General features: G+C 72.1%; 14 protein-coding genes, 1 pseudogene and 1 riboswitch. Of the genes and pseudogenes, 3 read left to right on the plus strand and 12 right to left on the minus strand.

Annotation, left to right across the window (positions count from 1 at the left end):
• Positions 1 to 62: 62 nt before the first annotated feature.
• Positions 63 to 203 carry a hypothetical protein gene (locus tag AC2W7J_RS08520; RefSeq protein ID WP_485982086.1) on the minus strand — a complete coding sequence of 47 codons (141 nt, stop codon included), beginning with the start codon at positions 201 to 203 and terminating at the stop codon, positions 63 to 65.
• Positions 204 to 209: 6 nt separating this feature from the next.
• Positions 210 to 527, minus strand: a complete 318-nt coding sequence (locus AC2W7J_RS08525; RefSeq protein ID WP_255186095.1) for a DUF6504 family protein — start codon at positions 525 to 527, stop codon at positions 210 to 212.
• A gap of 162 nt (positions 528 to 689) precedes the next feature.
• On the opposite strand from AC2W7J_RS08525, the gene AC2W7J_RS08530 reads away from it, so the two are divergent.
• The gene (locus tag AC2W7J_RS08530) at positions 690 to 1,775 is read left to right on the plus strand and encodes a polyprenyl synthetase family protein (RefSeq protein WP_485982087.1); all 1,086 of its coding nucleotides are present in this window, start codon (positions 690 to 692) and stop codon (positions 1,773 to 1,775) included.
• A gap of 116 nt (positions 1,776 to 1,891) precedes the next feature.
• Here AC2W7J_RS08530 and AC2W7J_RS08535 read toward each other — a convergent pair.
• Positions 1,892 to 2,350, minus strand: a pseudogene (locus tag AC2W7J_RS08535) (helix-turn-helix domain-containing protein); the annotation flags it as partial.
• 35 nt (positions 2,351 to 2,385) lie between these two features.
• On the opposite strand from AC2W7J_RS08535, the gene AC2W7J_RS08540 reads away from it, so the two are divergent.
• Together AC2W7J_RS08540 and pknB are read left to right on the plus strand one after the other, a co-directional pair.
• Positions 2,386 to 3,504, plus strand: coding sequence for a LysM peptidoglycan-binding domain-containing protein (locus tag AC2W7J_RS08540; protein ID WP_485982088.1), 1,119 nt, complete (start codon positions 2,386 to 2,388; stop codon positions 3,502 to 3,504).
• Between the two features lie 35 nt (positions 3,505 to 3,539).
• Positions 3,540 to 5,474 carry a Stk1 family PASTA domain-containing Ser/Thr kinase gene (gene pknB / locus AC2W7J_RS08545; RefSeq protein WP_485982089.1) on the plus strand — a complete coding sequence of 645 codons (1,935 nt, stop codon included), beginning with the start codon at positions 3,540 to 3,542 and terminating at the stop codon, positions 5,472 to 5,474.
• Between the two features lie 9 nt (positions 5,475 to 5,483).
• Here the strand turns inward: pknB and AC2W7J_RS08550 are convergent, their stop codons facing one another.
• From AC2W7J_RS08550 to AC2W7J_RS08590, 9 genes are all read right to left on the minus strand, one after another.
• Positions 5,484 to 6,392, minus strand: coding sequence for a TauD/TfdA dioxygenase family protein (locus tag AC2W7J_RS08550; protein WP_485982090.1), 909 nt, complete (start codon positions 6,390 to 6,392; stop codon positions 5,484 to 5,486).
• Positions 6,389 to 7,747, minus strand: a complete 1,359-nt coding sequence (locus AC2W7J_RS08555) for an LLM class flavin-dependent oxidoreductase (RefSeq protein ID WP_485982091.1) — start codon at positions 7,745 to 7,747, stop codon at positions 6,389 to 6,391. Before AC2W7J_RS08555 ends, AC2W7J_RS08550 begins: the two co-directional genes overlap by 4 nt.
• Before the next feature lie 32 nt (positions 7,748 to 7,779).
• Complete coding sequence (locus tag AC2W7J_RS08560; protein WP_485982092.1) at positions 7,780 to 8,655, minus strand: ABC transporter permease; 876 nt, start codon at positions 8,653 to 8,655, stop codon at positions 7,780 to 7,782.
• Positions 8,656 to 9,501: an ABC transporter ATP-binding protein gene (locus tag AC2W7J_RS08565; protein WP_485982093.1), complete on the minus strand. Its 846-nt coding sequence runs from the start codon at positions 9,499 to 9,501 to the stop codon at positions 8,656 to 8,658.
• A complete protein-coding gene (locus tag AC2W7J_RS08570) occupies positions 9,498 to 10,541 on the minus strand; it encodes an ABC transporter substrate-binding protein (protein ID WP_485982094.1) in 1,044 nt (347 codons plus the stop codon). The genes AC2W7J_RS08565 and AC2W7J_RS08570 overlap by 4 nt, the downstream gene beginning before the upstream one ends.
• Positions 10,541 to 11,140 carry an NADPH-dependent FMN reductase gene (gene ssuE / locus AC2W7J_RS08575; RefSeq protein ID WP_485982095.1) on the minus strand — a complete coding sequence of 200 codons (600 nt, stop codon included), beginning with the start codon at positions 11,138 to 11,140 and terminating at the stop codon, positions 10,541 to 10,543. The genes AC2W7J_RS08570 and ssuE overlap by 1 nt, the downstream gene beginning before the upstream one ends.
• A 272-nt stretch (positions 11,141 to 11,412) precedes the next feature.
• A riboswitch (SAM riboswitch) is annotated at positions 11,413 to 11,527 on the minus strand.
• A gap of 402 nt (positions 11,528 to 11,929) precedes the next feature.
• On the minus strand, positions 11,930 to 13,282 hold the full coding sequence (locus tag AC2W7J_RS08580; RefSeq protein WP_485982096.1) for a class II 3-deoxy-7-phosphoheptulonate synthase: 1,353 nt from the start codon (positions 13,280 to 13,282) through the stop codon (positions 11,930 to 11,932).
• 64 nt (positions 13,283 to 13,346) lie between these two features.
• Positions 13,347 to 14,027 carry a response regulator gene (locus tag AC2W7J_RS08585; RefSeq protein ID WP_485982097.1) on the minus strand — a complete coding sequence of 227 codons (681 nt, stop codon included), beginning with the start codon at positions 14,025 to 14,027 and terminating at the stop codon, positions 13,347 to 13,349.
• The coding region (locus AC2W7J_RS08590; protein WP_485982098.1) for an ATP-binding protein at positions 14,024 to 14,306 on the minus strand (283 nt) is incomplete at its 5' end. The genes AC2W7J_RS08590 and AC2W7J_RS08585, both read right to left, overlap by 4 nt.

Genomic DNA, 14,306 nt, shown 5'->3' on the forward strand with positions numbered 1-14,306 from the left:
CCCGGGCGGTTCCACCGGGTCGGGCCGACCGCGGACGGTGAGGACCGCGGCGGCCGCCCGCATCACGGCGAGCTTTGGTGCCGGCGCTGCGCCCGGACGACGGTGCGGGCCATGTGCGCGGTCGCGAGACTCTCGCCGGCGGCGGCGAGCAGGTCGAGCGCGGCGTCGAGGCGCTCGGGGTGCAGGACGGGGACGGCAGCCATCGCGCCTCAGTCCTGGGTCCGCAGGAGGAGCCAGCCGGCCCCGCCCGACGTGCCGTCGCCGTCGACCCCGAGGTCGTAGACGCCCGGGCTGCTCGCCCGGCCCCGCTGGGCGCTCACCCGCCACACCTCACGGGCGAGCGGGACCTGCGCGAGCGCCCTCTCACCGGTCGAGCGCCACCACGCGTGCCGCTCCTGCCAGTGGTCGACGACCTCCGTCACCCGGTAGAGCCGCCCCCGCCACAGGAACTGCTCGGGGGCTGCGCCACCCGCCGGCTGCGGGTCGCCCACCCGCACCTCGATGGCCTCCTCGACGAGCCTGACCATGACCACTCCTTCTGCTCGAACACCTGTTCGAACAACAGTAGCCCGGGGTGCCGACACCCCGTCAACCCCGGCCACCCCGCCCGACGTAGGCTGGTCGCGACCCGGTGATCCGACCACGGACCACCCGACACCCGCCCCGCCCCCTTCGTCACTGGAGCCCCCGTGCCGCACCCGCTGGACCGCGCCGACCTGCGCTCGCGCGTCCAGGCCCGCATCGACACCGAGCTCGACCGCTGGGGCGGCGAGCTCGCCGAGATCGGGCCCGACGTCGTCGACCTGACCACCCCCGTTCGCAGCCTGCTGCAGGGTGGCAAGCGGCTGCGCGCCGGCTTCGCCTACTGGGGCTGGCGGGCCGCCGGGCAGCCCGACGACGACGGGGCGATCACCCTCGCGGCGTCGATGGAGCTCTTCCAGGCCGCCGCGCTCATCCACGACGACGTCATGGACGACAGCGAGACCCGACGCGGCCAGCCGGCGCTGCACCGCGCCCTCGCCCGCTCCCACGCCGAGCGGGCCTGGCACGGCGACCCCGAGCGCTTCGGCACCGCCGGCGCGATCCTCGCCGGCAACCTCTGCCTCGGCTGGTGCGACGATCTCTACGCCGACAGCGGGCTGCCGACCGCAGCCCTCGCCGCCGCCCGTCCGGTCTTCGAGCGGATGCGCGGCCAGCTCATGGGAGGGCAGTTCCTCGACATCGTCACCTCGATGCGCCCGTGGCACGACCTCGCCGACGATGAGCGCATCGAGTGGGCCCGCAAGGTCATCCGCTACAAGAGCGCGAAGTACTCCATCGAGCACCCCCTGCTCATCGGTGCGACCGCCGGCGGCGCGAGCGCCGACGACCTCGCCGCCCTCTCCCGCTACGGCCTGGCGCTCGGCGAGGCCTTCCAGCTGCGCGACGACGTGCTCGGCGTCTTCGGCGACCCGGAGGTCACCGGCAAGCCCGCCGGCGACGACCTGCGCGAGGGCAAGCGCACCGTCCTCATCGCGCACACCCTCGCCGGTGGCGACGACGTCACCGCGACCCGGGTCGACCAGTGGCTCGGCGCGCCGGACCTGGGCACCGACGAGGTCAAGGCCTTCCGCGAGCTCATCGTCGCCACGGGTGCGCTCGACGCCGTCGAGCGCGACATCGCCGAGGGGGCACAGGTCGCACGCGATGCGCTCGAGCGGGCCACCGGCATCGCCGACGAGGCCCGCGAGGTGCTTGCCGAGCTCGTCGACGCGACGACGGCCCGCGCCACCTGAGGCCTAGGCCTCCTCCATCGCCCGGCGGCGCACCTCGGTCTTGAAGCCGGCGCGGATCGCCGCGATCGGGGTCGACCTCCGGGCAGCGTGTCGTCGTGGGCAAACATCCACTCGACGATCTCGTCGTCGGCGAAGGCATGGTCCGACAGGACGGTGAAGGTCCCCGCGAGCTCCGGCAGCGGCCCATCCTCACCGAGGAAGTCGACCGGCACCGACAGCACCTTGCGCGCACCGCGACGCACCGCCACCAGCTGACGCTCCTCGAGCATGCGGCGCACGTCGCCCAGCCGCACCCCGAGGCGCTCGGCGACGTCCGGCAGGGTCAGCCACTGCGTCTCGTCGGGGGTCGGTGCAGGGGTCACGGCAGGGGTCTCGTCCACGCCCGCCAGTGTGTCAGCCGGCCCGCCCACGAGCGACGAAGGGGGCCCGCCGCGCCGTTCATCCCGCCTCGGGCACGGATCTTCGGTACCGTCGACAGCGAAACCACATACGCCACACGAGTCACATGCACAACATGCGTCTCGGCACAGCACCTCACCCCGCTGCCCACCGGGCGTCCCCTGCGCCCCGAACATCGGAGTCCCCCTTGGTCCTTCCGCTCATCGTCCCCGTGCCGGCCACGCCCGTGGCCCCGACCGTCGACCTGACCGCCGAGACCACCACGCACGTCACCTCCTCGGCCGGCGGCCGCCACCACACCGTCCGCTCCGGCGAGACGGTCTACGACATCGCCGCCCGCTACCACGTCTCCCCCGGCGCCCTGCTCTCCCGCAACGGCCTGGCCGCCAGCGACTTCATCCACCCGGGCCAGCGCCTGACGGTGCCGGGCCGCTCCGGCGCGTCCTCCCCTTCGTCCACCGTGCGCAAGCCGGCCCGCTCCGGCTCCACCCGCGGCTACACCGTCCGCAGCGGCGACACCCTCTCCGGCATCGCCGCCCGCCACCGGATGAGCGTCGACCGGCTGCGCAGCCTCAACGGCCTCGGCCAGGGCTTCATCCACCCCGGGCAGACGCTGCGCGTCACCGGTGTCGCGGCCAAGCCGGCCAAGCGGGCGACGGCCCGCCCCGCCGCCACGTCGACCCACACGGTCCGCTCCGGCGAGACCCTCTCCGGCATCGCCGCCCGCCGCAGCATGAGCGTCACCCGCCTGGCGAAGCTCAACCACATCAGCACGAGCGACTTCATCCACCCGGGCACCAAGCTCAAGGTCACCGGCTCCGCGCCGCGCAAGGCCACCCCCGCGAAGACCTCGAAGAACACCTTCGCCGGCCGCACCTACGCCGACCACATCGTCTCCGCCGCCGACCGCAACCGCGCGACCCTGGCCTCCCGCGGTGTGCCGAGCCGCGACGAAACCCGGGCCAAGATCACTCGCATCGCCCGCCAGCACGGCGTCGACCCCTCGCTCGCCCTGGCCATCTCCTACCAGGAGTCGGGCTGGGACATGGGGCAGGTCTCCGTCGCCAATGCCGTCGGCGCCATGCAGGTCATCCCGAGCACCGGTGAGTGGACCTCGCAGCTGGCCGGCCGTGAGCTCGACCTGCTCGACACGGACGACAACATCACCGCGGGCGTGCTCCTGCTCAAGGTCCTGACCCAGCAGGCCGACACGACCTCCGACGCCATCGCCGGCTACTACCAGGGCCTCGCCTCGGTCGAGTCCCACGGCATGTACGCCGACACCAAGCAGTACGTCGCCAACGTCAAGGCACTCCGGACGCGGATGTGACGGGCTGACGAAGGGGGCGAACCTAGACTTTGGGCGTGACCACCGCATCCACGCACCCGCTCGTCGGCGACCTCGTCGACGGTCGCTACCGCGTGCTGCGGCACCTCGCCGACGGCGGGATGGCCACGGTGCTGCTCGCGACCGACACCCGGCTCGACCGCGAGGTCGCGCTCAAGGTCATGCGTCCCGACCTCGCGGCGGACGAGACCTTCGTCTCCAGGTTTCGTCGTGAGGCCCGCTCGGCCGCACGGCTGAGCCACCCCAACGTCGTGCCCGTCTTCGACCAGGGCGAGGACGGCGGTCAGGTCTTCCTCGCCATGGAGTACGTCGAGGGCCGCACCGCGCGCGCCGTGGTCGACGCCGAGGGCGCGCTCACCGTCCGCGCCGCGCTCGACGTCCTCGAGCCGGTGCTCACCGGGCTGGCCGCGGCCCACGAGGCCGGCTACATCCATCGCGACGTCAAGCCCGAGAACATCCTCATCCCCGACCGGGGCGCCATCAAGGTCGCCGACTTCGGCCTGGCCCGGGCGGTCACCTCGCAGACGACGACCGCCGAGGACGGGGTGCTCTTCGGCACCGTCGCCTACCTCTCCCCCGAGCAGGTCGAGCGCGGCATCGCCGATGCCCGCAGCGACGTCTACGCGTGCGGTCTGATCCTCTTCGAGCTGCTCACCGGCGGGCGCGCGGTCGATGGCGAGTCGCCGATCCACGTCGCCTTCCAGCACGTGCACGGGTCGGTGCCGCTGCCGTCGGAGCGGGTGGCCGACCTGCCGTCGGAGCTCGACGACCTCGTCGCGCTGGCCACCGCCCGCGACCCCGACGAGCGTCCGCGCGACGCGGGCGCCTACCTCGCCGAGCCTGCAGCGCGTGCGCGCCGGCCTGTCGGCCCAGGAGCTGGACCGACGGCCGCAGGTCGTCCCCCTCCGACGAGGGCGACGACAGCGGCCGCACGTCACGAGGTGGCGCCGCGCGTGGGCAGCGGTGCGGCCGCGACCGTCGCGCACCCGCGCCCCGAGCGGACCCAGGCGATCCGGACCGGCGACGGCGGTGCCTCGACGACCGCAGCGGACCTCCCTTCGCCCCGGAAGCGGTGGCCGGCAGCCCTTGCCGCACTCCTGCTCGTCGCCGCGCTCGCCGTCGGCGGCGGCTGGTGGTGGACGCAGGAGGGGCCCGGCAGCACGGTCCTCGTCCCCGACGTCACCGGCCTCTCCCGCGCCGACGCCGAGGCCAGCGTCACGCAGGACGGCGACCTGTCCTACGTCGAGTCCACGGCCTTCGACGAGCAGGTGCCCAAGGGCGAGGTCATCACGTCCAACCCGCCGGTCGGCACCGAGCTGTCGAAGGGGTCCGACGTCACCGTCGTCGTGTCCAAGGGTCCCGAGCGCTACGAGGTCCCCGACCTGGCGGGCCGCACCGCTGCGCAGGCCAGGACCACGCTCGGCTCCCGCCACTTGGCGCTCGGCACGACGACCGAGGCCTACGACGACGAGGTGCCGGCCGGCGAGATCGTCTCGACCTCGCCGGCCGCGGGCACCGAGGTCAAGCGCGACACCAAGGTCTCCCTCGTCGTCTCCAAGGGCCCCGAGCCGGTGGCCGTGCCGACGGTGACGGGGCAGGGCGCCGAGGCCGCGACAACCGCGATCGAGGAGGCCGGGCTCGAGGCCACCCGCGCCGACGACGCCTACTCGACGACCGTGCCCAAGGGCTCGGTGATCAGCCAGTCTCCCAGCAGCGGCACCCTCCTGCCCGGTGAGACGGTGACGATCACCGTCTCCAAGGGCCCGGAGATGGTCGCCGTGCCGTCGGTCGAGGGCCTGAGCCGCTCTGCGGCGACGAGCAAGCTGGAGGCCGCGGGCTTCAAGGTCTCGGTCCAGACCTTCCTCGGCGGGCCGCTCGACGAGGTGCGCGCCTCGCGCCCGAGCGGCGGCACCGCCCCCAAGGGCTCGACGGTCACAATCCTCGTCGTCTGACGACGGGGGTCAGACCGCCGGCGCGTAGTGCGAGGCGTCACCCGTGATCGAGCGGCTGCGCTCGCCGTCGATGCCGACCGGGACCTCACCGGCGACGGTGACCCGCTCGAGGCGGCGGGGCAGCCCGTCGTAGTTGTCCGGCGCGTAGTGCTGGGTGATCTGGTTGTCGAAGATGACGAGCTGGTCGGGCTCCCAGACGACCCGGACGACATTCTCCGGGCGGGTGATGTAGCGCTGGAGCAGGCGCAGGATGTCCCGGCTCTCGGTCTTCGACAGCCCGACGAAGCGGGAGACGAAGCCACCGAGGTAGAGGCCGCGCTCCCCCGTGCGCGGGTGGACCCGCACGACCGGGTGCTCGGTCTCGAAGGTCTGCGAGGTGAACTCGGCCCGGCGCTCCTTGAGCGCGTCGTCGTGCTCCTCCGGCGGCGTTGCGTAGTCGTAGTCGTTGGTGTGCACGGCCCACAGGCCGTCGGCCAGGCGCCGCAGCGGCTCGGGCAGGTCGCGGTAGGCCGCGGCCGTGTTGGAGATGAGGGTCTCGCCGCCGTGCGGCGGCACGACCTTGCTCGACAGGGTCGTGTAGGCCGGGGGCGCCTGGACGAAGGTGACATCGGTGTGCCAGTGGTTGGCCGCGGACCCGCCGAAGGTCTCCGAGGCGACCGGCAGGACGCGCGGAGCGCCCTCGACCGAGGCGACCGTCGGGTGGGCCGTCGTCAGCTCGCCGAGCTGGGCGGCGAAGCGCTGCTGGCCCTCGCCGTCGAGCGGCGCGCCCCTGAAGACGAGCGCCTTGTGCTCGTCGAGGGCCTCGCGGACGAAGCGCAGGGTCGGCTCGTCGAGCGGGGCGGTGATGTCGATGCCGACGACCTCGGCGCCGATCCGGCCGGTGATCTTGCGGATGTCGCGGATGGGTGCGGTGCTCATGCTGCGTGCTCCTTCGTGGTGGACGTGCTGGTGGGGTGGGTGCTGCTGATGTGGCCGGCCGCCGGGCGGGCGAGACCGTAGTGCTCGCGCAGGGTCGTGCCCGTGTACTCGCGGCGGAAGAGGCCCCGCTCCTGCAGGATCGGCACGACGGTGTCGACGAAGACCTCGAGGCCCTGGGGGTAGGTCGGCGGCATGATGTTGAAGCCGTCGGCCGCCCCCTGGGTGAACCACGTCTCGAGGTCGTCGGCGATCTGCTCGGGCGTGCCGGCGAGCACGCGGTGCCCCCGCCCGCCGGCGAGTCGCTCGATGAGCTGGCGCACCGTCAGGTCCTCGCGACGGGCGATCTCGGTGACGAGGGTGAAGCGGCTCTGGTTGCCCTGGGTGATGCGCTCGACGTGCGGCAGCGGCGCGTCGAGGTGCTCCTCGGTCAGCTCGGTGTCGAGCATCGCGCTCAGCTGGGCCAGGCCGTAGGCCGGGACGATGCCGGCGTTGATCTCGGCCTCGAGCCGCTGCGCCTCCTCCTGCGTCGACCCGATGATCGGGCTGATGCCGGGCAGCACGAGCAGCTCGTCGCGGGACCGGCCGTGCTGCGCCAGTCGACGCTTGAGGTCGTCGGAGAAGTCGATGCCGTCCTGCAGGGTCTGCTGGGCGGTGAAGACCGCCTCGGCGTACTGCGCGGCATAGGCCTTGCCCGCCTCGGACGACCCGGCCTGGACGAGCAGCGGGTAGCCCTGGACCGGTCGCGGCACGTTGAGCGGGCCGGCCACGTCGAAGAACTCGCCGTGGTGGTCGATCGGCGAGATCCGGTCGGTGTCGGCATAGGTCCCGCCCGCCGCATCAGCGACGATCGCGCCGTCGCCGAAGCTGTCCCAGAGCGCGGCGACGACCTGGACGAACTCCTCGGCCCGCGCGTAGCGCCGGTCGTGGTCGGGACGCTCGATGCCGAAGTTGCCCGCCTCGACCGTCGAGCCCGAGGTGACGATGTTCCACCCGGCACGCCCGCCGCTCAGGTGGTCGAGCGAGGCGAAGGCCCGCGCCAGCGTGTAGGGGTGGTTGTAGGTCGTCGAGGCCGTCGCGATGAGCCCGACGTGCTCGGTGCTCGCGGCGAGCGCGGAGAGCAGGGTCAGCGGCTCGAAGCCCGAGTGCGAGTTGTGCCGCACGTTGTCGGGAAGGCCGACGACGTCGGCGAGGAAGACCGAGTCGAGGCGACCGCGCTCGGCGGTGCGCGCGATGTCGACGTAGTGCTTCAGGGTTCGCGCCCGCACGGGGTCGGTCGAGGGATGCCGCCAGGCGGCCTCGTGGTGGCCGTTGGGCATGATGAAGGCATTGAGGTGGAGCTGGCGTTGCGTGGTCATGGTGAGTGGATTCCTTTGCAGGCGAAGGGGGTTCAGCTGCCGGTGGGCGTGGTGCGCCAGGCCGAGAAGTGACGCTCCAGGCGCACGAGCGCGATGTTGACGACGAGGCCGAAGACCGAGACGGTGAGGATCCCGGCGTACATCTGCGGGATCTGGAAGCTGCTCTGGGCGTTGACGATGAGGTAGCCCAGGCCGGCCTTGGCACCGACCATCTCCGCGGCGATGAGCACGAGGATCGAGGCGGTGCCGGCCATCCGGATGCCGGTGAAGATCGTCGGCACGGCCGACGGGAGCACGACCTTGACGAAGAGCTGCAGGTTGGACAGCCCGAGGGTCCGCGCGGCCCGCACGAGCAGCGGGTCGACGGTGCGCACACCGGCAACGGTGTTGAGCAGCACGGGGAAGAAGGCCGCGAAGGCGACGATCGACACCTTGCTCAGCTCACCGATGCCCAGGAGCAGCGTGAAGACCGGCAGCAGGGCCAGGGCCGCGGTGTTGCGGAAGAGCTCGAGCAGCGGCGTCAGCACCTCGCGCAACCCGTCGTACCAGGCGACGGCGATGCCGAGGACGACCCCGGCGACGACGGCCAGGCCGAAGCCGACGACCGATCGGGTGAGGCTCGCCTGCAGGTGCTCCTGCAGCTGACCGGTGCGCACGAGGTCCCACAGCGCGCCGAGCACGACGTGCAGCGGCGGCAGGAAGACCTTGCGGGTCGGCTCGAGCAGGTACTGCGTGCCGAACTCCCACAGCAGGAGGAAGAGCACGACGGCCGCCGAGCGGCGCACTCCGGTGCGCAGGGCCGAGACCACCCGCTGGGTGCGGCTCGGCACCTCGGGGACGGTCACGGTGGACGAAGGGGGCGCCTCCGCCGGTGCCGTGGTGGGCTGGGACAGGGTCGCGGTGCTCATTCAGGCCGCCTTCTCGGTGCCGTCGGGCTGGATCTTGGAGTGGCCGGCGCGGCGGGCGCGCTCGACCTCGTCGTGCAGCAGGCTCCAGACCTGGTGCCGGTAGGAGACGAAGTCGGGGTCGGAGCGCAGGTCCGTCGCGCCCTCGCGGTCGCCGAGGTCGACGTCGACGACCGCCTTGAGGCGTCCGGGCCGCGAGGAGAGGACCGCGACGCGCTGGCCGAGGTAGACCGCCTCCTCGATGCCGTGGGTGATGAAGACGGCCGTCGTCCCGGTCGTGCGCCAGATGCGCAGCAGCTCGTCCTGGAGCTGCTCGCGGGTCTGGGCGTCGAGCGCGGCGAAGGGCTCGTCCATGAGGAGGATCCCCGGCTCGTAGGCGAGGCTGCGGGCGATCGCCACCCGCTGCTTCATGCCGCCCGAGAGCTCGTGCGGCAGCCGCTCCTCGAAGCCCTCGAGGCCGACGAGCGCCAGGTAGTGACGGGCTCGCTCGGTGCGCTCCCGGCGGCTGAGCGGCAGCTGCTCGAGGCCGAAGGCGACATTGGCCAGCGCCGTGCGCCAGGGGAAGAGGGCGTACTGCTGGAAGACGATCCCGCGGTTTAGACCGGGTCCGGTGACGGCCTCGCCGTCGACGAGGACCTGGCCGCTCGTCGGGGTGCTCAGCCCGCCGAGGAGGTCGAGCAGGGTCGTCTTGCCGGACCCGCTCGGGCCGACGAGGGTGAGGAACTCCCCCGCCGGGACGGTGAGGCTGATGTCCTCCAGGGCCCGCAGCACGCTCGCGCGGGGCTGGTCCTTCGTCGGGCGGACGACGAACTCCTTGGTGACGTGGTGCAGCTCGATGCTCGAGGTCACTTCTGCTCCCCCTTCGCGAGGTCGTTGTACTCGTTGGTGTAGAGGCTCGAGGGGTCGAGGTCGGCCCGGTCGACGATCCCGGTGCTCTCGAGCCAGGCGGCCCACTGGGTGAAATCACGGTCGGTGACGACTCCCCCCTTCGCCGGGACGCCGGTGCTCTTCCAGAAGCGGACGTTGTCCGTCGTCTCGTTGCGGTCGCGGCCCTCGATGATCCGCTCGAAGCGGGCGATGACCTGCGCACGCGGTGTCCGGCGGGCCCACTCGATGGCCTTGGCGACACCCGTCGTGAAGTCGCGGACCGCGTCCGGGTGCTCGGCGATGAAGTCGTCGCGCAGGACGTACTGACCGCCGTTGAGCTCGCGTCCGAGGACGTCGACGTCGCGGATCAGCTCGCGGATGTCGTCCTGGGCCTTGGCCCGGTCCTGCAGGATCCCGCCCAGGGCGCCGACATCGACCTGCTTGCGGCGGATCGCCTCCTCGGTGTCGTTGGGCGGCAGGACGACGAGCTGCACCTGCTCGATCTCGGCGGCGCTCAGCCCCGCCTTCGTCAGCCAGGTCTCGACGAAGGCCTCGGCGTGGGCACCCAGGGTGTTGACGGCGATCTTCGCGCCGACGAGGTCCTTCGGCCCACGGATCCTGCTGTCCTTGCGCACGTAGAGACCCTGGTAGGAGGTCTCGTCCGAGCCGTAGTAGTTGATGACCGCGGTGATCGGCGAGCCGGCCCCGGCGAGCTTGACGACGGCCCCGGAGAAGGCGCCACCCACGTCGGTCTGGCCGGTCGCGACGGACTGGATGTCCTGCGGACCGCTCACCGTGGCGCCGACGTACTCGAGGGTGACCTTGCTGAAGTAGCCGAGGTCGTCGGCGAGCTCGGGGAAGGTGACGTTGTTGGCGCTGCCCTGGTAGCGGAAGGTGACCTTGCCCCCGGGCGCGGTGCCGGCGGCATCGCTCGACGGCAGGGCGCAGCCGGCGAGGGTGGAGGTCGTGGCGATACCGGCGAGGCCGAGCAGGACGGTGCGGCGGGAGGTGAGCGGGCTCATCAGGCCACCGCCACCGAGTGCGCGAAGAGCTCACCGCGGTGCGCCGCATCAGCGGCCGCGACGAGCGAGCGGCCGGCGACGGCATCGAGGAAGACGCGGGTGACCTCGGCGAGCGGACCCGCCGCGGAGTCGGCGATGCTCACCTCGCCGTCGTCGTACCGGGTGACCTCGGAGGCCAGGACGAACCACCCCGGCGTGATCGCACTCGGCGCCAGGCTCGCCAGGACCGGCCGCAGGGCGTAGTCCACCGCGAGGACGTGCGCGGGACTGCCGCCGGTGGCGATCGGCAGGACCACCTTGTCCTTGAGCCCGGTCTGCGGCAGGAGGTCGAGGAAGGCCTTGAGCAGTCCGCTGTAGGCCGCCTTGTAGACCGGGGTCGAGACGATCACGGCGTCGGCCCGCTGCAGGGCGCAGGCGGCCCGGGCGATGTCGTCGTGCTCGGCGTCGGCCCGCAGCAGCGGCTCTGCGGGCAGGTCTCGCAGGACGATGGGGTGCACGACGTGCCCGGCGCGCTGGACCCGCTGGGCGAGGTCGCCGAGCACGGCTTCGGTGCGGGAGGTGGTCGAGGGTGAGCTGGAGATCGTGGCGATGACAGCCATGAGGATGCCTTTCGATGGGCAGGTGGGTACGACGGATCGACGGCTGACGAAGGGAGGTCGTCACCGTGGTGGGAGTGGGAGTGGGCGTGAGAGCCCTGAGGTCGGCCAGGGGTTCGCATTGCCGTTGGGCAATGCGGGTTCCGGTCAGCGACAGAGGGCGCTGTCGACCCGCAGGAGGTCGACGTGGCGCCGCAGCGCCGGACGCAGCGACCGCGGTGCGGTCGGGGCGGTGGTGCTCATGGGGAGTCCGTCCTGTCATGAGGCCGGTGAGTGCCTCGCGCTTGCTCCGGCCGCGACGGCCGGAGCCAGGTCCTCACCCGGAGCACCCCACCGCGAGTGGAGGGTTGCCGCCCAGCAAGCCGGGGCTTGACGCTGGAACTCGTGACCTGATGAAGAACCTACGCAGATCCATCTCCTACTGCAAGAGAAGGAGATGGGCGTCTCGCCATCCGGGACACCGATCCCCTTGCCCCGCAACGAGACCGCCCACGACGAAGGGGAGAGCCCGCCCGGGTTGGGTTGTGTGGTCAACCGGTAGCGCCGGGTGCCGGAAGCGCCCGGTGAGCGCCGCCGGCTCGCTGAACTCCCGGTTCAACACACAACCATCAGCACGACGAAGGGGGGCGCCGCCGCCAGCACGACGAAGGGTGGGGTCGACGCGAATCAAGGAAAAAAAGTCCGGACTGCCTGCGCCCCGTGAGAGGCAGACCAGGCGGTCCGGACTTTTCCCCAGCGTCGACCCCACCCTTCGACGGGCGACCCGGTCTTCGGCAGGACGAACGAGAGGGCTCAGCCCTCGCTGAGCATCTCCGCGGTGAGGAAGGCCAGCTCCAGGCTCTGCTGGTGGTTCAGCCGCGGGTCGCAGACGCTCTCGTAGCGCTTGTTGAGGTCCTCGTCGAGGATGCGCTCGGCGCCGCCGAGGCACTCGGTGACGTCGTTGCCGGTGAGCTCGACGTGCAGGCCACCGGGGACGGTGCCGAGCGCGCGGTGCACCTCGAAGAAGCCGCGCACCTCGTCGACGACGTCCTCGAAGTCGCGCGTCTTGAAGCCCGACGCCGACTCGAAGGTGTTGCCGTGCATCGGGTCGCAGATCCAGGTGACCATCGCGCCGGAGTCACGCACCCGCTCGACGATGCGCGGCATCGCCTCGCGGATCTTGCCCGCCCCCATCCGGGTGATGAAGGTCAGGCGGCCGGGTTCGCGGTGCGGGTCGAGCAGGTCGATGATGCGCAGCAGCTCGTCCGGGTCGGCCTTGTCGGAGACCTTCATCCCGATGGGGTTGCGGATCCGGCTGACGAAGTCGAGGTGCGCGTGGTCGATCTGCCGGGTGCGCTCGCCGATCCACAGGAAGTGCCCCGAGGTGTCGTAGAGGTCGCCGGTGCGCGAGTCGACGCGGGTCATCGGGCGCTCGTAGTCCAGGAGCAGCGCCTCGTGCGCCGACCAGAACTCGGTCGTCTTCATCGCGTCGAAGTCGACGTCGCACGCGGCCATGAAGCGCATGGCCTTGTCGATCTCGCGGGCCAGGCCCTCGTAGCGCCGGTTGGCGGCGTTGGAGACGAAGCCGACGTTCCAGTCGTGGACGCGCCGCAGGTCGGCGAAGCCGCCCTGCGTGAAGGCCCGCACGAGGTTCAGCGTCGCGGCGCTCGTGTGGTAGCCGCGCAGCAGCCGCTCGGGGTCGGGCTCGCGGGACTCGGGCGTGAAGGCGAAGTCGTTGACCATGTCGCCGCGGTAGGCGGGCAGGGTCACGCCGTCGCGGGTCTCGGTGTCCTTGCTCCGCGGCTTGGCGAACTGCCCCGCCATGCGGCCCATCTTGACGACCGGCATGCCGGCGCCGTAGGTGAGCACGGCGGCCATCTGCAGGATCGTCTTGATCCGGTCGCGGATGTTGTCGGCGGTCGCGTGGACGAAGGTCTCGGCGCAGTCGCCGCCCTGGAGCACGAAGGCCTCACCGACCGCGGCCTTGGCCACCCGGTCGCGCAGGTCGTCGCACTCCCCCGCGAAGACGAGCGGAGGATAGCTCCCGAGGGTCGCCACGACGTCGTCGAGAGCGCCCCGGTCGGGCCAGCTCGGCTGCTGGGCAGCGGGCAGGTCGCTGGCGATGGCGTCAGCGGCGGACGTGGAGGTGGGCACTGCGGTGGTCACCACCCAAGGATAGGTCGAGCCGCCACCGCACCGGCGACCCGTCCACCTGCAGGACGAAGGGAGGTCACTCCGGCTGGTCGAGACCCCGGCTGATCGCGAAGCGGGTCAGCTCCACGCGGTTGTGCAGGTGGAGCTTGCCGAGGATGTTCTGCACGTGGTTCTGCACCGTCCGGTGCGAGATGACGAGGTCGGCCGCGATCTCCTTGGCCGTCATGCCCATCGCGACGTAGCGCAGGATCTCGGTCTCGCGCTCGGTGAGCTCGGGCACCGGCGAGCTGCTCGCCTCCGGCTCGGGCGCGCTGCGGGCGCGGGTGCGCATCTCGCGGAACTCGCCGAGCACCAGACCCGCGAGGCCCGGGGTGAAGACTGCGTCCCCCGCCCCGGTCGCCGTGACCGCGTCGCGGATCTCCTGCGGCGAGGCGGACTTGACGAGATAGCCGCTCGCGCCGGCCTTGACCGCCGCGAGCACGTCGTGCTCCTCGCCGCTCGCCGAGAGGATGAGCACCTTGGTCGCGAGGTCGCTGATCGCCGTGCACACTTCGTCGCCGCGCAGCTCCGGCAGGTTGAGGTCGAGGACGAGCACGTCGGGGGTCGTCGCGCGCGTGCGGCGCACCGCCGAGGGCCCGTCGGCGGCGGTGCCGACGACGTCGAAGCCCGCCTCCTCGAGGTCTCGCACGAGGGCATCGCGCCACAGCGGGTGGTCGTCGGCGACGAGGACGGTGAGGAGGGCGCCGGGCTCGGTCATGAGGAGGAGCCTGCCATGTGCGTGGTCGGCACGGTGAGGGTCACCGTCGTGCCGCCGGTGGACGGCGAGCGCCAGCTCGCGTCGCCGCCGAGGTCGAGCATCCGTCCCCGGATCGAGCTGCTCGCGCCGAGGCGCCCCTCGTCCGCGGCCCGGACGAGCCGGTCGACGGGCATGCCGACACCGTTGTCGCGGACGACGACCTCGAGGCCGGTCTCGTCGGCGTCGAGCAGCACCCAGGCCCGCGCCCCGTCACCGGCGTGCCGGGCGACGTTGTCGTAG

The organism is Janibacter sp. CFPM2_SD2 (assembly GCF_057364645.1).